This window comes from Streptomyces sp. NPDC026500 (assembly GCF_055567635.1).
The window spans coordinates 1-21,848 of record NZ_JBVHQB010000001.1 but is presented as its reverse complement, the minus strand read 5'-3'; the positions used below and the strand labels follow the sequence as shown (position 1 = coordinate 21,848).

At 72.3% G+C, this 21,848-nt stretch carries 12 protein-coding genes and 1 rRNA gene; 7 read left to right on the top strand and 6 right to left on the bottom strand.

Annotated features, from left to right (window positions below):
• Nucleotides 1-76: 76 nt before the first annotated feature.
• The 3 genes from trmB to ACZ4N5_RS00055 all read right to left on the bottom strand — a co-directional run bounded on the left by trmB (nt 77) and on the right by ACZ4N5_RS00055 (nt 3,801).
• On the bottom strand, nt 77-913 hold the full coding sequence (gene trmB, locus ACZ4N5_RS00065; RefSeq protein WP_467754897.1) for a tRNA (guanosine(46)-N7)-methyltransferase TrmB: 837 nt from the start codon (nt 911-913) through the stop codon (nt 77-79).
• A 134-nt stretch (nt 914-1,047) separates the two neighbouring features.
• A complete protein-coding gene (lhgO, locus tag ACZ4N5_RS00060) occupies nt 1,048-2,253 on the bottom strand; it encodes an L-2-hydroxyglutarate oxidase (RefSeq protein ID WP_467754896.1) in 1,206 nt (401 codons plus the stop codon).
• A gap of 126 nt (nt 2,254-2,379) precedes the next feature.
• On the bottom strand, nt 2,380-3,801 hold the full coding sequence (locus ACZ4N5_RS00055; RefSeq protein WP_467754895.1) for an MFS transporter: 1,422 nt from the start codon (nt 3,799-3,801) through the stop codon (nt 2,380-2,382).
• 1,106 nt (nt 3,802-4,907) lie between these two features.
• Between ACZ4N5_RS00055 and ACZ4N5_RS00050 the strand changes: the two genes are divergently transcribed.
• The gene (locus ACZ4N5_RS00050; RefSeq protein WP_467754894.1) at nt 4,908-7,001 is read left to right on the top strand and encodes an asparagine synthase-related protein; all 2,094 of its coding nucleotides are present in this window, start codon (nt 4,908-4,910) and stop codon (nt 6,999-7,001) included.
• Nucleotides 7,002-7,431: 430 nt separating this feature from the next.
• Nucleotides 7,432-11,169 carry an AfsR/SARP family transcriptional regulator gene (locus ACZ4N5_RS00045; RefSeq protein ID WP_467754893.1) on the top strand — a complete coding sequence of 1,246 codons (3,738 nt, stop codon included), beginning with the start codon at nt 7,432-7,434 and terminating at the stop codon, nt 11,167-11,169.
• A gap of 3 nt (nt 11,170-11,172) precedes the next feature.
• Here ACZ4N5_RS00045 and ACZ4N5_RS00040 read toward each other — a convergent pair whose 3' ends face one another.
• Nucleotides 11,173-13,299: a sigma-70 family RNA polymerase sigma factor gene (locus ACZ4N5_RS00040; protein ID WP_467754892.1), complete on the bottom strand. Its 2,127-nt coding sequence runs from the start codon at nt 13,297-13,299 to the stop codon at nt 11,173-11,175.
• A 440-nt stretch (nt 13,300-13,739) separates the two neighbouring features.
• Nucleotides 13,740-14,519: a TetR/AcrR family transcriptional regulator gene (locus ACZ4N5_RS00035; protein ID WP_467754891.1), complete on the bottom strand. Its 780-nt coding sequence runs from the start codon at nt 14,517-14,519 to the stop codon at nt 13,740-13,742.
• Nucleotides 14,520-14,893: 374 nt separating this feature from the next.
• Here ACZ4N5_RS00035 and ACZ4N5_RS00030 point away from each other — a divergent pair, with 374 nt between their 5' ends.
• The 3 genes from ACZ4N5_RS00030 (at nt 14,894) to ACZ4N5_RS00020 (ending at nt 18,997) form a co-directional block, all read left to right on the top strand.
• Nucleotides 14,894-16,258 carry an NAD(P)/FAD-dependent oxidoreductase gene (locus ACZ4N5_RS00030; protein ID WP_467754890.1) on the top strand — a complete coding sequence of 455 codons (1,365 nt, stop codon included), beginning with the start codon at nt 14,894-14,896 and terminating at the stop codon, nt 16,256-16,258.
• 130 nt (nt 16,259-16,388) lie between these two features.
• Nucleotides 16,389-18,056 carry an ATP-binding SpoIIE family protein phosphatase gene (locus ACZ4N5_RS00025; RefSeq protein ID WP_467754889.1) on the top strand — a complete coding sequence of 556 codons (1,668 nt, stop codon included), beginning with the start codon at nt 16,389-16,391 and terminating at the stop codon, nt 18,054-18,056.
• A 125-nt stretch (nt 18,057-18,181) separates the two neighbouring features.
• Nucleotides 18,182-18,997 (top strand): class I SAM-dependent methyltransferase, encoded by an 816-nt coding sequence (locus ACZ4N5_RS00020; RefSeq protein WP_467754888.1) that lies wholly within the window; start codon nt 18,182-18,184, stop codon nt 18,995-18,997.
• Nucleotides 18,998-19,095: 98 nt separating this feature from the next.
• Here the strand turns inward: ACZ4N5_RS00020 and ACZ4N5_RS00015 are convergent, their stop codons facing one another.
• Complete coding sequence (locus tag ACZ4N5_RS00015) at nt 19,096-20,370, bottom strand: MFS transporter (protein WP_467754887.1); 1,275 nt, start codon at nt 20,368-20,370, stop codon at nt 19,096-19,098.
• 184 nt (nt 20,371-20,554) lie between these two features.
• Here ACZ4N5_RS00015 and ACZ4N5_RS00010 point away from each other — a divergent pair, with 184 nt between their 5' ends.
• Nucleotides 20,555-21,103, top strand: coding sequence for a MarR family winged helix-turn-helix transcriptional regulator (locus tag ACZ4N5_RS00010; protein ID WP_467754886.1), 549 nt, complete (start codon nt 20,555-20,557; stop codon nt 21,101-21,103).
• A 657-nt stretch (nt 21,104-21,760) separates the two neighbouring features.
• Nucleotides 21,761-21,848 (top strand): 16S ribosomal RNA (locus tag ACZ4N5_RS00005); the annotation flags it as partial.

Here is a 21,848-nt window from a genome sequence, read left to right as displayed (position 1 = left end):
CGAGGGAGGGCGTGGCCCGCGAGGGTAACCGGAGTCCACGGGAATTCCCGTGAGTCGCCGGAGGGGGGTGTGCGGGTCAGTCGCCCTGGGTGTGCTGGTCTCGATGCTGTACGCGCCGGAACAGGAGGTCGTTCACCACATGACCCTTGTCCAGTCCCTGGCCCTCGAAACGGGTGAGGGGCCGGAACTCCGGACGGGGCGCGAAACCGCCGTCCGGCCGCGTGTTCTCGAAGTCGGGGTGCGCGCTCAGCACTTCGAGCATCTGTTCGGCGTACGGCTCCCAGTCCGTCGCGCAGTGCACGAGCGCGCCCGGCTTGAGACGGGTCGCCGCGAGATCCAGGAACTCCGGCTGGATCAGCCGCCGCTTGTGGTGCCGCTTCTTGGGCCAGGGGTCGGGGAAGTAGACGCGCAGGCCGTTCAGGGACGCGGGCGGGAGCATCTCGCGGAGCAGGATGATCGCGTCGCCGTTCGCGACCCGGACGTTGGTCAGGCCGCTCCGCTCGGCGAGGTTGAGCAGGTTGCCCTGACCCGGGGTGTGCACGTCCACGGCGAGGATTCCGGTCTCCTGGTCCTCGGCCGCCATCTGCGCGGTGGCCTCTCCCATGCCGAAGCCGATCTCCAGCACGACGGGGCCGTCCGTCCCGAACAGTTCCGCCAGGTCGAGCGTCCGCTGTCCGTCGATGTCCAGGCCCCATTTGGGCCACAGCCGCTGCAACGCGTCCGCCTGTCCGGTCGTCACCCGGCTCCGCCGCGGCTGGAAACTCCGGATGCGCCGCTCGAAGTGCGAGCCGGCGGGATCGGCCTGTGGACCGTCGGGGAAGCGGGGCTCGCCCTTGGCGCGGTGGTGACGCGGCGAGCCGTCCTCGGTGGAGGCGGGCCGGGTCTCTTCGGTGGAGTCGAGGAAGTCAGACACAGTGGGGTCGATTTTACGGGCGCCCACGGTGGGGGTGGTCCGGCGTGGTGCGGGGTGCTGCCCCGTCGTTCCGTCGGGCGGTCCGTCGTGGCGCCGGGGGCAAGGGGTGGTCCGGCGTGGTGGCGGGTGGTCGCTCAGGCCGCTGCCAGGGCTGCCAGGGCACGGCGGGCGACCTCCCGGCCGATCGGCAGGGAGGCCGTGGCCGCGGGGGACGGCGCGTTCAGTACGTGCACCGTCCGCGGGCCCTCCTTGATCAGGAAGTCGTCGACGAGGGTGCCGTCGCGCAGGACCGCCTGGGCGCGGACCCCGGCGGCGGCGGGAAGCAGGTCCTCCGGGGTCACCGCGGGCAGCAGCCGCCGCACCGCCTCCGTGAACGCGGCCTTGGACACCGACCGGCGCAGCTCCCCGGCTCCGTAGCGCCAGTGCCGTCGCGCCATCCGCCAGGAACCCGGCCAGGACAGGGTGGCGCCCAGCTCCCGGGGCCGGACGACCCCCCACCCGTACCCCTCCCGGGCGAGCGCGGGCACCGCGTTGGGGCCGATGTGGACGCCGCCGTCGATGCCCCGGGTGAGATGGACGCCGAGGAACGGGAACGCGGGGTCCGGAACCGGGTACACGAGGCCCCGCACCAGCTCCGGCCGCGCCAGGGTGTAGTACTCGCCGCGGAAGGGGACGATCCGCATGCCGGGGTCGTCCCCCATGAGCCGGGCCGTCTCGTCGCAGTGCAGTCCGGCGCAGTTGACGAGCACCCGTCCGCGGACGATCGTCCCGTCGGCCGTGCGCACGGCGACACCGAGGCGGGGGCGGCGATCGGCGCGCACCACGTCCGCCCCGTACCGGATCTCCGCCCCGGAGGCCTCCGCGAGCCTGCGCGCCACCGCCACGAAGTCGCAGACGCCTGTGGTGCCGACGTGGATGGCGGCGAGGCCGCGGACCTCGGGCTCGTGCTCGGCGAGCTGGGCGGGGCCCAGCTCCTTGACCGGAATGCCGTTCTCCCTGCCGCGCTGCACCAGGCTGTGCAGCCGGGGGAGCTCCGACTTCTCCGTCGCGACGATCAGCTTGCCGGTGACGGCGTGTGCGATGTCGTACTCCGCGCAGAACTTGACCATCTCGGCGGCGCCCCGCACCGCGTACCGCGCCTTCAGGGAGCCGGGGCGGTAGTAGATCCCGCTGTGGATCACCCCGCTGTTGCGCCCGGTCTGGTGCCGGGCGGGCCCCCGCTCCTTCTCCAGCACCGTCACCCGGGTGCCCGGCGCCGCGCGCGTGATGGCATACGCCGTCGACAGGCCGACGATCCCGCCGCCGATCACCAGCACATCGCAGTCGTACGCGCTCCGCATCTGCACCACCTCCCGGCTTCGATAGTGCACTGCGCCACTGACAATGCCCTCAAACCCGAGAACCGCACCCCGCGGTTTTTTGCGCCGCGGAGCCGTGGTGCCCTGTCTACGCCGGAGCCGTCGGTTCTACGCCGGGGCCATCAGCAGCGGACGCGCCCGCTCCCGCAGCTCCACCACGCGCGGTTCGTCGCCGTACGGCTCCAGGCGGTGCAGCAGGTCCTTCACGTACTCGGTGGTGCGCGCGGAGGAGATGCGCCCCGCGACCTCCACCGCTCGTACTCCCTGCTCGCACGCCGCGTCCAGATTGCCCGATTCCAGCTCGGCGACCGCCGACACCACCAGCCGCAGCCCGTGCGACCGCACGAATTCCTCCGTCGGCTTCGACAGCGCCTGTTCGGTGAAGCGGCGCACCTGGCGCGGCGCCTTCAGGTCGCGGTAGCACTCGGCGGCGTCGGCCGCGAAGCGGTCGTACGAGTAGAAGCCGAGCCAGGACGGGTCGTGATCGCCGTCGCGGGCCCGCTCCAGCCAGCCCTCGGCGGCCTTCAGCGCCGCGCCGGCCGCCTGGGCGTCACCCGCGCGCGCGTGGGCACGTGCCTCGACGAGTCGGAAGAAGCTCATGGTGCGGGCCGTGGCGAGACCGCGGTTGCGCTCCAGGGCGGCCTGGGCGAGGTCGACGCCCTCGTCGCCGAAGCCCCGATAGGTCGCCTGGAGGGACATGGAGGCCAGGACGTAGCCCCCGAGGGGCACGTCGGCGGCGGCACGGGCGAGCCGCAGAGCCTGGATGTAGTAGCGCTGCGCGGCCTCCTGCTGGCCCGTGTCGAAGGCCATCCAGCCCGCCAGACGGGTGAGCTCCGCCGACGCGCCGAACAGCGCTCTGCCGACCTCGTCGGAGTAGGAGCCGAGCAGCAGAGGGGCCGCCTCGACCCGCAGGCACTCGGGCACCATGGACGAACGCCAGTCACCGCCCCCGTACTTGGAGTCCCAGCGCCTGGCGTCCTCCGCCGCCTCGCGGAGTTTCAGCACATCGCTGTGGCCGACCTTCAGTGGTGCTCCGGAGCCCTCACCGGGGCTCACCTCGCGCGCCACCGAACTGTCGGCCGGGGTTATCAGCCAGCGTGAGGCGGGAGTCGCGTAGGCGCTCACGGCGAAGGAGCCGGCCAGCGACTGCCAGATGCCGCCACCGGCGCGGCGCCCGGCGAGGTCGAGGCGGTACAGCTCCGTCGCCGACCGCACCGCCTGCCCGACGTCACGGGGGAAGGCGAGGCCCACTTCCGGCGCGGGGTCCGCGTCCGCCAGCCCGATCTCGTGGAGCGGCACCGGACGGCCGAGCTTCTGGCCGATGGCGGCCGCGATGAGGTGCGGCGCGGCGCCCTGAGGCACCATGCCCTTCGACACCCAGCGCGCCACCGACGTCTTGTCGTAGCGAAGAGTCAACCCGCGTTGAGCGCCAAGGTCGTTGACGCGACGCGCGAGTCCTGCGTTGCTGATTCCCGCGAGGGCGAGAACGGCGCCGAGTTTTTCGTTCGGCCCGCGTTGCTCCCTGGACATGCGCCACCCCTCGACACAGACGGCTGCCGCGGTGGCATAACCGCGCGGCATTCGTAAACCCAGCGTAGTTCGCCCGATCCCCAGCGTTAAGGGGCGTACGTCCGGTTGGCGGGATTGTGGTCCGTACGACTGTACGGACTGTCGCGGCGTGCTCCGGTTGTGTGGCCGTGCGCCCGTCCGTGCGCTCTTCTCCGGCCACAGGGGGGAGGGCTTCCATGGAACGTGCGTGGGTCGGCCCGCTGTACTGGATCCAGTGGGCTGGGGGACACCGCCGCCTACATCCCCGCGGGCGGCGGACCGGTCCGGGGGGCGAACTCCGCCTCCCGGACTGTGCGTTGCCGAAGCGGTGCGCAAGGCCTGTACGGAGCGTGTCCGCGCTTGTCCGTCCATCACCGATTTGGCCGAAAATCGATGGTCACCCCTGAGGGTGATCAGGGCTCCCACCACGTCAGTTGAGGGCGCTAAGGGCGTCCTGAGGGAGCGTATCGGGGGCGCATTCGCGTCGACCCGTCGGGGGTCGGGTGGTGCGGGAGAGGTGGTCGCGGGGGGTGTAGGCACTCCGGCCGGGTGTCGGCGGCCGCGGCGGCCGCGTTGTCGGCCCGGGTGCCGGACCGGCCGCCGGTCGCGCCGACGGTGGGTGTCGCGGGGTGCCGGGCGCCTTCTCGGCGGTCGAGTGGATGTCTCATTGCCTCGCGTCGCATCCGATCGCTTCGCACGCCGCGCCGGGGCGGGTGTCGGCGGTGTCGCGGTCGCGCTGTTCCGTCGGGCGCCGGGCCAACTGCCGTGCGGGGGAGGGTTCGGGGAGTGCGCGGCGGCCGATCGGCTGCGGCTCGGGGGGTGTTCGGCGGCGGATCGGCGGCGGTTCCTGGGCCGTTCGGGGGTGATTCCCCGTGGGTGCGTGCGGCGGTGCCCGGGTGCCCCAACAGGCCTTGCCTGAAAGGCATTTGCCGGTTGCGCGGCCGTCTCGCGGCGGCGCGGACGTCCGCACGGGGGCGCACTTCGGGGAGCGCAAGCCGCCGCAGGAACCCTCCCACACGCCTCCTTCGTGGCAGCATGGTGCCGAGTTCGTACGGTGCACTGGTTGTCCACAGCCTGTGGAGGCGGCGATGCGATGGTTGGTGGGGTGGAGCAGCACCGTCGCCAGAGCGTCCGCGATGGGCTCGGCGGGCGCCACCGGGAACGACGGCGAGACCGTGCACCCGGTGGGTTCCCAACTCCTGTGGGGCGATCCCGATCCGCTGTGGGCCGTCGGCGACTGGCGCCCCGACGAGGTCCGCGTGGTGAAGGCCGACGCGCAGAACCGCATCGCCGTCCTCGGCATCTGCGGCGCCTCCGACGAAGAACTGCGGGTCGGGCTGTTCGCCGCGCGCGGCGGAGCACTTCGCCACCTCACCAACTGGTCCGGCAGCTACACCGCGGTCGTCCAGGTCGGCCGCCGGGTGACCGTCTGCGGTGATCTCGCCGGCGCTCGGCCCGTGTTCTACACCCCCTGGGCGGGCGGCACGGCCTACGCCACCGCCGCGCTCCCGCTCGCCGACCTCATCGAGGCCAACCTCGACTTCGGGCACCTGGCCGCGATGCTCGCCGCCCCCGACGTACCGGCCGCGGTGCACGACTCCACCCCGTACGAAGGCGTGCGCCGCATTCCGCCGGGACACACGCTCATCCTGCGGGCCGGGGCGCGCGAGATCGCCGGGTACGAGCCCGTCGCCTCCCTCGCCGTCGCCGCGCCCACCGCCGATCCCACGATCGCCGTGGACGCCGTACGGGACGCCCTCGTGGAGGCCGTCCGCGCCCGCCTGTCCGCTCCCCGCCATGTGCCGGGAGCCGATGTGGACCCCGGGCCCGTGCCCGGTATGGGACCCGCCGAGCGGCGCGCCGCGCGCGGGACACCGGTGCCGGGCATCGGAGCCGACGTCTCCGGAGGACCGGCTTCGGGGACCCTCGCACTGCTCGCCGCCGGCCTTCCCGGAGCGCCCGGCACGGTCCTCGGACACGGCACCGGCGCCGGGGAACGGCTCCTGGCGGTGACCTTCAACGACCTCGCCGTGCGGGGACGCGAGGCGGAACTGGAGCGGGCCGGGACGCTGGCCGCGAATCCCCGGCTGCACCACGTGGTCGTCACCGGAGGCGAAGAGACCCTTCCCTACGCCGACTTGGAGGGACCGCTGACCGACGAGCCGGGGCCGTCCCTGGTGACGGCGGCACGCCACCGCGCGCGGCTCGCCTCCGGCAGCGCGGACCACTTCACGGGCTACGGCGCGCGGCAGGTGCTGGACGCCCATCCGGCCCGCCTCGCCGACCTGCTCATGGACCGCAAGCGGCGCCATCTGGTGCGGCCCGTCGCCGCGTTGACGAAGGCCGACGGGTCGGTGATGGTCCCCGCGCGCGTGTACGGCGCGGCGCGCAAGCTCGCCCGTACGCCGTACCGCACCGGAGTCGACGTCTTCGCCGAGCAGTTGCTGCAACGGCGCTTCGAGGACCCCGGAGGTGCGGTGGGCGCCTCGCTGGCCGCGCTCAGCTGGGCCGGACCCGGGCCTGCGGCGCGCTGGCTGACCGGAGAGGCGCTGGCTGAAGTATCGGTTCGCCTCCAGGCGGCCGGAGGGCGGCCGAACGTCGGTCCCGGGCAACGGCCGGGGGACTTCCGCGCGCGCGCCGCGCTGGCCCGCCACGCGGCGGACGTACGTGTCCTGGAGCAGGCCGCCGAAATCCGCTTCCAGCGGCTGCACACGCCGTTCCTGGACAACCAGGTCGTCCGGGCGTGCCGTGCGCTGCCGGAGGCGCTGCGGGTGCAGCCGGGGGCGCGCGGGGCGATTCTGCGTACGGTGCTGGAGGGGGCCGGGGTGGCCGATCTGCCCCCCGGGTGGGGGGCGCCGTCCCACGCGTCCTCCGCGGCGGCGGCCCGTACGGGGCTGCGGGTGGCGGCCGATTCCCTGATCTCCCTGTTCGACACGCCGTTGCTCGCGCAGGCGGGACTGGTCGAGGCGCGAGTCGTCCGCAAGGCCCTGCGCGCGGCCGCGGAGGGGGCACCGCTGCCCCTCGACGGGCTGGCCGATCTCGTCTCGCTCGAACTGTGGCTGCGGCGGTTGCTGGCTCGGCGCGGAACGTGCTGGACGGGGACACCGGCGCGGCAGCGGGCCGTTCCTGCGGGGATCGTCCCGCAGGGGAGGGCGCTGGGAGCGGGGGCCCAGCGGGGCTGAGCCCTGCGGGCGTCCGGCTCCGACTCCGGTTCCGGGTGTGCTGGGGGGATTCGGCCTCTTCGGGGAAGCGTCTGCCGCGGGTGCGCCGCGTCGAGATTCGGCCTCTTCGGCGGGCCGGCCGTCGTGGGTGCGTTGTGGGGAGATTCGGCCTCTGCGGCGGGCCGACCGTCGTGGTTCCGTTGTGGAGAGATTCAGCCCCTCCGGCGAGTCTGCCGCCGTGGGTGCGCAGTCTCGACCTTCAGCCCCTCCGGCGTTTGAGGAGCGGGGTCTGGGGCGGAGCCCCAGGTACGGGACGGGTAGGGGCGGAGGGGGCGAAAGAAGGTTGTGGCTGTGCCGGGGGCAGGGGGACTCGGGAGAGTGAGGGCAGTCGTGGTGGGCGCGCCCGGGCAACGCGGTGTCCTCGCCGGGGCGAGGCGGTGAGAATAGGGGCGTGCGGTACAGGATTCTGGGGGTTGCCCAGGCGGAGGACGACCGGGGGGCCCTGATCACTGTGGGCGGCCCCCGGGTACGCGCGCTGCTCACGGCCCTGGCCTGCCACCCCGCCCGCACGATCACCCCGGACACCCTGATCGACGAGGTGTGGGCGGACGATCCTCCCCAGGACGCACCGGCCGCGCTGCAGGCACTGGTCGGCCGCCTCCGCCGGGCCATCGGGAAGGACGCGGTCACCTCGGAGGCCGGCGGCTACCGGCTCCGGGCCGCCAAGGACGACGTGGACCTGTTCGTGTTCGAACGGCTCGTCACGGAGGGCAGGACCGCGCTCGACCACGACGACGCCCGTACCGCCGCCGCCCGACTGCGCGAAGCCCTCGCCCTGTGGCGCGGCCCCGCCCTCGTGGACCTCCCCGACCGCACCGCCGCGACCCGCCCGGAGGCCCTGCGCCTGGAGGCCACGCGCAGCCGCGTCGAGGCGGACCTGCGACTCGGCCGCGCCTCCGACGTCGTACCGGAGTTGAAGGAACTGACGACGGCCCACCCGTACGACGAGGCGCTGCACGTTCTGCTCATCCGCGCCCTGCGCGAGACGGGACGCGGTGCCGACGCGCTGGCCGCGTACGAGGACGTGCGCCGTGGGCTGATGGACGGTCTCGGCGCGGATCCCGGGTCCGAACTCCGTGCTCTGCACGCCGCGTTGCTCGACCCGTCGGATGTTCGCGGACCGCAGGGGCCCCGATCCGGCATTGGCGCGGCCGCGCAGTCCGGGCCGACCACCGGTCTCGGTTCCGGGGATCCCTCCCGCGCTCAGCGAACCGGGAACATTCGTCCCCGTTTGAACTCGTTCGTCGGGCGGGAACGCGAGCTCGGGGCCATCCGTTCGGATGTGCAGAGGGCCCGCCTGGTCACGCTGACCGGACCAGGTGGTTCGGGAAAGACCCGCCTCGCCGAGGAAGCCGCCGCCGGGCTTTCGCAGGCGTGGCTGGTCGAGCTGGCCCCGCTCGACCGGCCCGAGGCGGTCCCGGGCGCGGTGGTCAGCGCCCTCGGTCTGCGTGAAACCGCGCTGATCACCAACGAGATGGCGGTTCCGCAGGACGATCCGGTCGCCCTGCTCGTCGAGTACTGCGCCCCGCGCAGCCAGTTCCTGATCCTTGACAACTGCGAGCATGTCATCGACGCGGCGGCCGAACTCGCCGAGATGCTGCTGACCCGCTGCCCGGGGCTCACGATCCTCGCCACCAGTCGTGAACCCCTCGGCGTACCCGGCGAGTTGGTGCGTCCGGTCGAGCCGCTCCTGCCCGATTCCGCGCGCCGCCTCTTCATGGAGCGGGCCTCGGTCGTGCGCCCCGACGCCGGGACCGCGCTCCACGACTCCGCCGCCGTGGACGAGATCTGCCGACGGCTCGACGGCCTGCCGCTGGCCATCGAGCTGGCCGCCGCCCGGCTGCGGCTGCTCACCCCGCGGCAGATCGCCGACCGGCTCGACGACCGTTTCCGGCTGCTCACCTCCGGAAGCCGTACGGTGCTGCCCCGCCAGCAGACCCTGCGTGCCGTCGTCGACTGGTCCTGGGATCTGCTCGAGGAGCGGGAGCGGACCGTGTTGTGCGAGGCGTCGGTGTTCGCGGGCGGCTGGGACCTGGCGGCCGCGGAGGCCGTGTGCACCGGTCCCGCGGCCGACCTCATCGGCGCCCTCGTCGACAAGTCCCTCCTCGTCGCCACCCCGGACGGCACGGACGCCATGGCGGGCACGGTGGGCATGGACGGTACGGCTGGAACCGGCGGCGGCGGATACGGCGACGGGTACGCCGAACACGCCGAGCACGCCGAACACGGCGGCCGTGGCAGGCGCGGCGAAGAGGGCGGCGGTCGGAGCGAGGGCCGTGGGGAAGGTGGCGGTGGCACCGGGGTTGCCGGGAGGGCGAGAGCCCTTGAGGGCGCTGCCGGTGGCGGGATGCGCTATCGCATGCTGGAAACCATCCACGAGTACGCCACTGAGCGCGCCGCCGAGGTTCCCGAACTGCGCGCCGCTGCCGAGCGGCGCCACCGCGCGTGGGTGCGCGCCCTGACGGAGGAGGCCGAGCCCCAGCTGCGCTCGGCCGGCCAACTACCCTGGATCCGGCGCCTGGAGACCGAGCTCGACAACATCCGGGCGGCCCTCCACCGCACGCTCGCCGCTCAAGACGAGGAGGAGGCGGGTGCCCTGGTCCTCGACATGGGCTGGTTCTGGTGGCTGCGCAACTTCCATCGCGAGGGCGCCGAATGGACGGAACTCGTCCTGAGACTGGGCGCGCTGCTCGACGCGCCGACCAGCGACTGCGCGACGACTGCCGACGGCCGCGCGGCGGCGACCGGCGGCGACTCGGACAGCGGCAGCGGGATCGGCAGCGGTGACCGAAACGGCAGTCGCAGCGGTGGCCGTGGTGACAGCGGGCTTCATGCCGCGAGCGGTGGCGCGTCGACCGTCCTCGGCACGGAGACTGCCGTCGGTGTCGCGTCCGCCGCCGGTGAGAGTCTTTTTTCCGAGCTCGAGGGCGTCGATCCGGTCGGCGCACTTCTCGATCATCCCGAGCGCGACGAGCGGCACCCGTTGCGCGCCATGCGGATGCGGCTGCGCATGCTCCACCTGTTCATGAAGGTGGACGTCGTCCCGCTGGACGAGTGGGGGGATGTGCGGTTGCGGGAGTACGTGGAGCGGGTGCGGGCCGCCTTCGAGAAGGGCGGTCCGGACGCGGCGCGCATGCCGGGGATCATCTGGCCGATGGCCTCGCACTTCCTGGGCAATCCGGACGACGCACGGCCCGCGATGGACAAGGCGGTCGCCAACTGCCGTGAGTACGGCGGCGAATGGGAGATCGGTGTCGCCCTGATGTTCCGTGCGCACGTGGCCGTCGACGCCCCGGGCGGTATGCCCGGGGTGGACGAGGATCTGGCGGAACTGCGCGGGCTCAGCCGACGGGTGGGGGACCGCTGGATGCGGGCCCAGGTGTGCAGCGCGGCCGGTGAGGCGGCGATGGCGCGCAGCCGGTTCGGCGAGGCTGAGGGCGAGTACGAGGAGTCGCTGCGGCTCGCCTACGAGGTGGGGGCGTACGCCGAGGTGCCGTTCCTGATGGCGCGGCTGGCCGAGATCGCCTATCGCGCGGGCGAGCGGTCCGTGGCCCTGGCCACCCTGGACGAGGCGAGCGCCGCGGCCGACCTGTACGGGGTGATGGATTCCCGGGCGTTCGTCCATCTGCTGCGCGCCCAAGTGGTCCTGGACGACGGGGAGGTCGCCCTCGCGCGCGAACTGTGCGAGAGAGCGCGTGAGGAGAGTCGCCGGGGCACCCCGCCGCCGCAGTTCATGGCGGCGCTGGACTGGGTCGACGCCATTGTCACGGCCGCCGAGTCCGGCCCTGTGCGGGGGCTGCGGAAGCTGAACGCCGCGCTGCGGGACGCTATGGACGGGCGGTGTGCCGACGTGGTGGCGTCGGGCATCGTCGAGGTCGCGGCCTGTCTCCTCACCGAGGTGGGCGCCCACGCGGTGGCGACCCGGCTGCTCGCCGCCGGCACCCGCTGGCGCGGCGGGGATCTGCGTCCCGCCCGTGAGAGCGCCGATGCCCGGCGCACCGAAGCCGCGGCCATCGCGGCGCTCGGCCCGGACCGCTACGAGTCCGAGCGCGCCCGGGGTTCCCGCCATACGCAGGAGGAGGCCCTGAGCGACTTGACCGAGGCGCTCAAGGAGTTCCCCGCCGAGTAGGTGTCATCGGCACAGGAACTTCGACTCCGCCCAATCCCCCAGCGACGCCGAGTCGAACGGGCTGTGGGGTTCGACGACGAGCCGGATCGTCCGATGGCCGGTGAGGTTCACATGGACGGGAACCGCCCGGTCGCCGCCCTCGATCAACGGTGACTGCCACAGGGGGGACCCGTCCGCGTAGACGGAGAACCGCACCTTGCCCAGGCCCAGCATCAGGTCGTCGACACCGACCATCGCGTCGTACGAGTTGCAACTGCGGTTGAGCTCGATGGTGACGGAGGACCGGCCGTGGACGGTCACTCCGTGCGCGTACCGGGTGTCCGCGATCTTCATTCCGTCGCGCTGCCAGACCCAGCTGCTCTCACCCAGCGTCATCTCCGGCTTGGTGTGGTCGCCGATGACGTCGTACTCCAGCTCGCTCCACCGATAGACGACCGGGGCGGGCGGGGGAGGCGGCGGGGCCGGCGTGGGCTTCGGGCCGGCCTTCGTCGGGGTGGGTTTCGGCTGCGGAGCGGGAGTCGGAGCCGGAGCCGGTGTGGGGGGCGGGCTCGGGGTCGTCCTGGGTGTCGGCTTCGGGGTGGGCTTCGGACCCGGCCCGGGGGGTGGGGTCGGCGCCGGCCCGCGAACCACCGCCGGTGGATTCGGCGCGGGGGAAGTGCTGCGGGGAGGTGGCGGCGGCACCGGCGCTTCGACGGCGGGTGAGGCGGCCGGTCCTGCCTCGGGCCGCCGGGCCGGGCTCTCGTTGCCGACCAGGGCGAGCACCACCGCCGCCGCGGCCACCGCGACGACACCCGCCGCGATACCGGCTTTGACCGGCGCGCCGATCCCCTCGGAGACCGCGGCGCCGCCTCCGGCGCCCGCCCCACCCGAGCCGCCGCCCGCCGCGGCTGCCGCGCCCGCGGCTCCCGCTCCGGCGCCACCGGCGATGAGCGCGACGGCCTTCGCGTATCCGGCGGCACCGAACCAGCCGATGACCGCGACCGGCACGACCGCGGGGATCCCGCCGGCCACTTCCTTGATCTGGCCCGCGGCCAGGCGGCACCTGGCGCACTCCTCCAGATGCTTGCGCAGCCCCCGTTCGGCACGGGTGCGCAGGCCGCCCCGGGCGTAGGCGCCGAGCCGGTCGGCGTAGCGCGCGCACTCCTCGTCCATGGTGAGCGTGGTGCTGACGTGCGCCTGGAGGTAGGCCTGCTTGAGGCCTTCGCGGGCGCGGCTGGCGAGCACACGGGTGCCGTTGGCGTCGAGGCCGAAGAGCGTGGCGACCTCGCTCGGGGACTCGTCCTCGACCTCGGTGTGCCACAGCACGGCCTGCCAGCGTTCCGGCAGCGAGCGGAAGGCCCGCATGGCCATGGACTGCTCGGCCTCGTGCATGGCGCGTACGTCCGCGCCGAGGTCGAGGGTGTCGCCGTCGGAGACCTCGGATCCACGGACGGCCTGTGCCGCGAACACCGCGAAGTCGTCGACCAGTTGCTCGCGTCTGGCCGTCTTCGTCCAGTTCGCGGCGACCCGGCGGACGGTGGTGAGGAGATACGCGCGCACGGCGTGCTCGGGGCCGCCGCCGCCGCGTACGGCCTGGAGCATGCGGGCGAACACCTCGGCCGTGAGGTCGTCGGCGGTGTGCGAGTCGCGGCAGCAGGTACGGGCATAGCGGCGGACGGCCTCGGCATGCCGGCGGTAAAGCTCCTCGTACGCCGTGTCGTCGCCCGCGCGCATCCGCTCGATCAGACCGGCGTCGGGGGGCGGCACGTCCACCGGGGGCACCAGGTCCGGCGGGGGCGGCAGAACGCTGCCCCCGCGCCGGTCCCACCGGTCGCGCTGCGAAGGCACGCCTGGGTCGGCGGTGCCGGTGTCGGGTGCGGGGCCGGTGCCCGGGATGGAACCTGTGTCCGCGGAGAGGCCGGTGCCGGAAGCGGGCGCCTCGCCGGACGGGGCTCCGGGCGGAGCGGCTCTCGGGCTGCCGCTGTCCGGGGTTTCGCTCTGCGGATTTCCACTCTGCGGGTTCCCACTGTGGGGGTTTCCAGCGTGCGGGCCGCCCTGGCTCGGTACCTGCCGCGACGGTGAGCCGCCGGTTTCCGTGCCGCCGTCGGCGCCACCGTCACCGGGTGACTCGTCCCGCCCGTCAACGCTCATCGCGGAAAGCCCCCGCCTGCACACTCGGACCCGAATACCGGGACAGAGTGTCACAGGCTCCCCCGGCGAAGCCTCCTCGTACGGACCAACCACTCGTCCGGGGGGATTTATCGCTCAGCAGTACTAACTGTCACTTGTTCGGGGAATGGTCAACGGTCAACAGTCGCCGCATGCACGGAAGTTGCCCTTCCACGCCGGAGTGACGCGGTGACCCGCGTCGGCGCACGGCGGCATGAACGAGCGAGGCTCCCGGGCACGAGTGACGTCCCTCTCGCGCCCGGGAGCCACCTACTCGGAAACACCCGCGTACTCATAACACCCGCGCACTCGCAGCGCCTTCGGTCCCTGGAACTCCTTCGTTCCCTGGAGCTTCTTCGCGCCCCGGAACTCTTTCGCGGCCGGAACTCATCCGGACCGAAAGGGCCGGCCTTCGGTCCGATTCACGCCGGACGCGAGCGCAGGCCCTCCAACAGGATGTCGAGGAGCCGGGCCGAGGCCGCCGCCTGCTGCGCCGCGTCCGGCAGCGAAGGTGCCGCCGTCGCGATGACCAGCAGTACGTCCGCCACGGTGACATCGGCGCGCAACTCGCCCGCCGCGCGCGCCCGGTCGACGAGTCGGCCCACCACTTCGAGCAGTGCCGCAGCGCCGGCGTCGTCCACCGCGGCGATCACCGGCTCGTCCTCAAGAGCGGGCCGCTGCTCGACGAGCCGCAACTCGGGCGCGAGCTGGGACCGCTGCTGCGGCACCCGTGCCTCGTCCGCCTCGGGCTCGTCCTCCGCGACGCCGACCCGCAGCACCTGCGGCGGCAGCAGCCGTCCGGCGCCCGAGGCCACCGACGTCCGCAGGAAGCGCGAGAGCGCCGACCACGGCTCGTCCTCCTGGCCGAGCGCGGCGCGGGCCTGGTCGGTCAGCCGGGAGGTCTCCTCCTCGGCTATCCGGCGCACCAGGACGTCCTTGCTCGGGAAGCGCCGGTACACCGTGCCGACACCGACCCTCGCGCGTCGGGCGACGTCCTCCATCGGCGCGCCGTACCCCAGCTCGCCGAAGACCTCGCGCGCCGCGCGCAGTACATGTTCCAGATTGCGCTGTGCGTCCACACGCAGCGGCGTTGTGCGCGATCCGTCCGTCGGACCGCGGCCGTTGCCGCTCGTCGCCGCGCCGATCGCACCACCCGGTGCGATGGCTGACGCGGAAGACCAATGAGAGTCCTGAATGTGCATAAGTGTTCCCCCGGTAATGACGTCTCCCCCCGGAGACTCTCCCCGCCATCGACAGACCGGAGCGCGTGGAACAAGCTTGTTCACGAGCCCGTCGTACGGACTCGCCGAGCGCATCCCCCTACACCCCGTCGACACACGAACATAGTTGAGAGGGGGTCAATTCAGAAGGGGCAGGTTCCGCACAGAGCGCCCCCCGATCGGAGTACGGGCCGGGTACGTCCCGGTTGCGCCCCCTCCGAGTACCCCCCTCGCCCACCCTGACCTGCGACTTTTCCCTGGACTCCGGCAAATCGGCCAACTCTGCACGTTGTCGGCGACCGGTCACACAAATTGTCGGGGCTGTGGACAAACTCCGGAGCGGGGTGCGTCATGGGATGGTGAAGGAACGTGCGCGCATTCTCATTGTCGGCGGTGGCTACGTCGGGATGTACACCGCTCTGCGCCTCCAGCGGAAGCTGAAGCCCGAACTGAAGCGGGGCGAGGTCGAGATCACGGTCGCCTCGCCCGACCCTTATATGACGTATCAGCCGTTCCTTCCCGAGGCCGCCGCAGGCTCGATCTCGCCGCGTCACGTGGTCGTTCCGCTGCGCCGGGTCCTAGGCCGGTGCCGGATCGTCATCGGCGAGGTCCGGTCGATCGACCACGCCAAACGCACCGCGACGCTCACCACGCTCGCCACCGAGGAGGAGGGCGCGGGCGCGGAACAGATCACGTACGACGAACTCGTGCTCGCCCCCGGAGCCATCTCGCGCACCCTGCCGATCCCCGGGCTCGCCGAGTACGCCATCGGCTTCAAGACGGTCGAAGAGGCCATCGGCCTACGCAACCACGTCATCGAGCAGATGGACATCGCCTCCTCCACCCGCGACCCCGCGATCCGTGACGCGGCCCTGACCTTCGTCTTCGTAGGAGGCGGATACGCCGGCGTCGAGGCGCTCGGCGAGCTGGAGGACATGGCCCGCTACACCGCGCGGTACTACCACAACCTCAAGCCCGAGGACATGAAATGGATCCTCGTCGAGGCCTCGGACCGCATCCTGCCCGAGGTCGGCGAGGAGATGGGCCGGTACACGGTCACCCAGTTGCGTCGTCGCAACATCGAGGTACGCCTGGAGACCCGCCTCAACTCCTGCGCGGACCGGGTCGCCGTCCTCAGCGACGGCGCGCGCTTCCCGACGCGCACCGTCGTGTGGACGGCCGGCGTGAAACCGCACCCGATCCTCGCCGCGACCGACCTCCCCCTGAACGAGCGCGGGCGGCTCAAGTGCACTCCCCAGCTCGCCGTCGACGGCGCCGCGCACGCGTGGGCCGCGGGGGACGCCGCGGCCGTCCCCGACGTGACCGCGGAGCCCGGCAAGGAGACCGCGCCCAACGCCCAGCACGCCGTGCGCCAGGCGAAGGTCCTCGGCGACAACCTCGCGCACACCCTGCGCGGCGAGCCCCTGGAGACGTACTCCCACAAGTACGTCGGCTCGGTCGCGTCCCTCGGACTCCACAAGGGAGTCGCACACGTCTACGGGCGCAAGCTGAGGGGCTATCCTGCCTGGTTCATGCACCGCGTCTACCACCTCAGCAGGGTGCCGACCTTCAACCGCAAGGCCCGTGTGCTCGCCGAATGGACCCTGGCGGGACTCTTCAAGCGGGAGATCGTGTCCCTCGGCTCGCTCGAACATCCCCGTGCGGAGTTCGAACTTGCGGCCGGGGGAAAGCCTCCGACCGACCCGAAGGGGTCGTCCTGACCGGACCGAGGAACTCCACCGGCAGGGACGGCGTCTGAAGGATGTCGGCCCGGTCGGTCAGACTGCCAGACAGGTCCACGACTTTGGGCGGGTGAACCGCTCGCCCTTCTAACACGAGGCTTTTCCCACTGTGAACTTCACGCGCTGGAGCGCCCGGCTCCCCGGAACGCAGCGTCGCGCCGCAGCGCGGACCGAGCACACGGCCGCGCACGCGGCCGCCCCGGACCGGCGCGGGGAAGGCTCCGTGCCGGCGGCCCGCGTCGAGCAGCTGACCGACGACGCCCCGCCCGGGCTCGCCGTCGACGAACTCCCGGTGCGCGCGGTCCTCGACCGCGTCCCCGCGCTCGTCGCGCTCGTGCACGGCCCCGAGCACCGCGTCTCGTACGTCAACGACGCCTACACGGCGGCCTTCGGCGTCCGCCCCTTCGGCGAGCCGGCGCGCGAGGCGCTGCCCGAACTGGACGAACTCGGCCTACTGCCGCTCCTCGACCAGGTCCTGCGCAGCGCCAAGCCCCGCACCGTCAAGTCCCGCAAGGTGTCGACCGGCCGCTCCTACACGTTCACCTGCACCCCCGTCGACACCTCCCCGGAGGGCGACGGCCGCGGCGTGCTCGTCTTCGCCACCGACGTCACCGACCACGCCGAGGCCGCCGAACGGCTGCGCGCCAGCGAGCGCCGCCAGCGCGAGACCGCCGTCACGCTCCAGCGCTCCCTGCTCCCGCAGGAGTTGGAGGAGCCCGACGACCTGCGCATCGCCGCCACCTACCTGCCCGGCGGCACGGAGGCGGCGGTCGGCGGCGACTGGTACGACGTCATCACCCTCGGCGGCGGACGCACCGCGCTCGTCATCGGCGACGTGATGGGCCGCGGGGTCCGCGCGGCGGCCGTCATGGGCCAGCTGCGCACGGCCGTTCGCGCGTACGCCCGTCTCGACCTGCCGCCGCACGAGGTCCTGCAACTGCTCGACGGCCTCGCCACCGAGATCGACGCCAACCAGATCGCCACCTGCGTGTACGCCATCCACGACCCGAACGAGGGCCGGCTGGTGTACGCCTCCGCCGGCCACCTGCCCATCCTGGTCCGCGACGAGAACGGCATCATCCACCGCGCCGACGAGCCGACCGGGCCGCCGCTCGGCACCGGCGGCTGGCTGCACGCCTCCGGCTCGGTGCCCCTGGGCCCCGGCTCCACCGCCGTCCTGTACACGGACGGTCTGGTCGAGCGCCGCGACGAGGACCTCGACGAGGGCATCGCCTCCCTGGAGCGCGCCCTGGCAGGCGCCACGGGCAGCCCCCAGGTGATCTGCGACCGACTGGTCCGCGCGGCCGGCGTCACCGCCGACCACGACGACGACGTCGCCGTCCTGGTCATCCAGCACCCTTCCCGTACGGGCCCCGAGGGCGAGCTCTTCCGCAACGCGGCCCTGGAACTGCTCGGCGGCATGGAGGCGGCCCCACGCGCGCGTGCCTTCGCCTCCGGCGTACTGGCCAGCTGGCGCTTCCCCGGCGATCTGCACGACCTCGGTGTCCTGGCCGCCAGCGAACTCGTCGCCAACTCCCTCCAGCACGGCATCCCGCCGATGCGGCTGCGCCTGCGCCGCACCGACCGCCGCCTGATCATCGAGGTCACCGACGGCGACGACCACCTCCCGCGCCGCCGCCGCGCCGAACCCGGCGACGAAGCCGGCCGCGGCATCGCGATCGTGGCCACGATCGCCTCGAACTGGGGCTCCCGCCGCACACCGGGCGGCGGCAAGGCGGTGTGGTGCGAGTTCGCGCTCCCGCGCGCGGGGAGCTGACTCCGGGCGACGCCCCGCCTCCGGGCCTCATGCGGCCGGGCCCCGGACCCCGGACCCCGGGTGTCTCCTGGCCGCACTCCGCGCGTCCCCTGGCCGAGCGCGCCGCCCGGTGCTAAGAGCTCCCCATGGCAGACGAATCGGGCTTTCAGCTCAAAGGAAGTGCCCCCGAGCGCTACGAGCGGTACGCCGCGCCGTTCATGACGCCCTTCGTGGACGCGATCCTGGACGCAGTCGATCTGTTCCCCGGCGCCAAGGTGCTCGACCTGGCCTGCGGCACCGGGTTCGCGGCCCGCGCGGCGGCGGCCCGGGTCGGCCCGGCGGGCCGGGTCTCGGGGGCGGACGTCAACGCGGGCATGATCAAGGTGGCCATGGAGCGCGCGCCCCGCATGTATCCGGACATCGACTTCACCGTGGCCCCGGCGGACAAGCTCCCCTACGACGACGCGACCTTCGACGCGGTCGTCTGCCAGCAGGGCGTCCAGTTCTTCTCCGACCTGGACACGGCCTTCGCCGAGACGGCCCGCGTGACCCGCCCCGGCGGCCGCTTCGCCGCCACCGCGTGGGTCGACCGGGAACTGATCCCGTACTTCGTCGCCCAGTACGAGGCCGTCGCGGAATACGGCGGCCCGGAGATCGCCACGGACTACGAGGGCGCCTTCTCCGGCACCCCCGAACGTCTCTCCGCCGCCCTGCGCGGCGCCGGCTTCCACGACGTCGCCGTCCGCCAGGTCGGCTTCGGCATCGCCTTCCCGCCCCTCGCCGCGTACGCCCCCGGTCAGCTCTCGTCCACATCCTGGGGACAGGCGATCGTCGGCACCGCGGGCGAGGACGCCCTCCTTCGCGCGGGCCGGGCCGTCCACAGCCGCCTCGCCGACCGCACCGCCCCCGACGGCAGCGCGACCCTCCCCTTCACCGCCAACGTGCTGACCGGCATCCGCTGACACCCCGCGACCGCCCACACGAAACGGCCGCCCCCACGTCGCGACGTGATGGCGGCCGTCGTCCGTCCGTCCGTGTTCCGTGCCTGTCCGCCCGACCGTCAGGCGCTCGCCGACACCGGCTCCGCCGCAGCCCCGCCCTGCGCGACCACCCGGCTCCGCGCGAGCGACGGCTGATTCTGTACGGGGGTGAGCTGCCGCCCGAGCCGCACGGCCAGGACGGTGATGCCGAGCGAGAAGAACAGGAACGTCGCGATGTACGGGCCGTGCAGCGAGGCCCCCATCGGACCGCCCACCGCAGGACCGATCGCCAGCGCGAGCTGCTTCACCAGGGCGAAGGCGGAGTTGTACTGACCCGCCATGCCCGTCGGCGCCAGATCGGCGACCAGCGGAGCCACCGTCGGCGACAGCATCGCCTCACCCAGCCCGAAGAGCGCGTACGTCGAGACGAAGGCCGCCGTTGCCATGGTCTGGCTGCCGTGCCCGAGGCCCGCGTACCCGGCCGTCAGCCAGGCGACGGCCCAGATGAGTCCGACCGCGGCGATCACCCGGGACCGCTTGCGGCGCTCGACGAACTTCAGCACCGCGAACTGCGCGACCACGATCATCGCCGTGTTCGCCGCCATCGCCGTACCGAGCGCGGACGTGGAGATCCCGGCCGCCTCGACGCCGTACGCGGACAGCCCCGACTCGAACTGCCCGTAGCAGGCGAAGAACAGCACGAAGCCCAGCACGGACAGCTGCACCATGGCCCGGTTGCCGAGGAGCTGCTTCCAGCCGCCGCCCCTGGACTGCGGAGTGTCCCCCTTGATCCGCGGCGCGTGCGGCATCCGCACGGTCGCCATGATCACGACGAGCACGAGGAACATCGCCGCCTCGATCGCGAACAGCAGCGTGAAGGAGCTCGCCCGGTCGGGGTCGACGATGTGACCGCCGATGAGACCGCCGACACCGAGGCCCAGGTTCTGCAGGAAGAACTGGGTCGCGAAGGCGCGCGACCGGGTGTCGGCCGAGGAGCAGTCCACGATCATCGTCGCGAGCGACGGCTGCATCACGGCCTGACCGGCACCGAGCGCCGCCGCCGACAGCACCACGGTCGTCGCGCTGTTCGCCAGACCGAGGCTCAGCGCACCGAGGGCGGCGGTCACCAGGGCGGCGAGCAGAACCGGCAGCGGGCCGCGCCGGACGATCGCCCGCCCGGCGAGCGGCAGCACGACGAGAGCGGCCACGGCGAAGACGGCGAGCACGATGCTCGCCGTCATGGAGCCGAGTCCCCGCACCTGCGCCACATAGACGTAGAGGAAGGGGACGGTAAAGCCGAGCCCGAACGCGCTGAGTGCGTTGCCCACGTGGATCCGGCGCATCGCTGCGCCCATCGCCCTGGTCACTTTCACCTGCCTTGGTCGTGAAGCCGTGCCGGCCCGTCCGTGCCGGGCCCGTGTCCGTGACACGTTCCCTGCGCATGGATGCAAGCTTGAAGACTTCGAAGCTAAAGTTAGAGCTTGAACTCTACACCTCGAAGGACTTCGACACCAAGCGGCGTCATGCGATACTCGGGCCATGGGCGACACTCCCGGCGTCAGTGAGCCGGCACTCGAAGAACAGATCGCCGCCTACCAGCGCGAGTTCCAGGACCTCGACCCCCAGGTCGAGAAGATCGTCTCGGCGCTGTCCCGCCTCAACCGGCGGATGAACGTCGCCTACGGCCGCCAGACAGCCGCACTCGGCATCAGCAACGCCGAATGGGAGGTCCTCAAGGCACTGGTCCTCGCCGGCGCCCCGTACCGCCTCGGCCCGAGCGAGCTCGCCAAGCGCCTCGGCCTCACCCCGGCCGCCATGACCCACCGCATCGACCGCATGCTCGCGGAGGGGCTGGTCACCCGGGAGCGCGACGAGTCGAACCGTGTGCGGGTCATCGTCGAGCTGACCGCCGAGGGCCGCGAGAAGTGGCTGGAGGCGATGCGCCTCGCCACGGTCTTCGAGGAGGACCTGCTCCAGGACCTCTCCGCCGAGGACAGGGGTGTCCTCGGCGAGGTCCTGACCCGCCTGCTGCGCCGGGTGGAGGACGCCCAGCCGGACGCTGGTGGCCGGCTCAGCGACCTCGATTAAAAGATCTTGACAGGGGAGGTTGACACTGCCCTGGCGGATCCGTAAGGTTCTTCGAGTTGCCACGGGGCCGGAACGGTTCTGCGACGACACCTCCGCCGCTGATGCGGCATTCAAACCACCAGCACGATCTCCCGACCGGGGCGAATTCGGCGTGCCCGAATTCAATTCGATTCGGGCACGGCAGCCCGATTAGGAACTGCCGGGAAGATCCGCTAAAGTTTGAGACGTCGGAACGGCCCAACAGCCACGAAGACAAGCCCCGCTGACTGGGAGTCAGGCCCGAAAGGTTCTGATAGAGTCGGACTCGCCGGAAAGGGAAACGCGGAAGCGGGAACCTGGAAAGCGCCGAGGAAATCGGATACGGAAACGGTCTGATAGAGTCGGAAACGCAAGACCGAAGGGAAGCGCCCGGAGGAAAGCCCGAGAGGGTGAGTACAAAGGAAGCGTCCGTTCCTTGAGAACTCAACAGCGTGCCAAAAATCAACGCCAGATTTGTTGATACCCCGTCTCCGGCCGATCGGTCGGGACGAGGTTCCTTTGAAAAAGTCCTGCCGGGCATTGTTCCGGCAGGCGCATCAGCGAGGACGCTGTGAACGACCGGTCCTATTCCGACCGGTTGTTCCGCTCTCGTGATGTAAACCGGATTACCGGTAAACATTCACGGAGAGTTTGATCCTGGCTCAGGACGAACGCTGGCGGCGTGCTTAACACATGCAAGTCGAACGATGAAGCCCTTCGGGGTGGA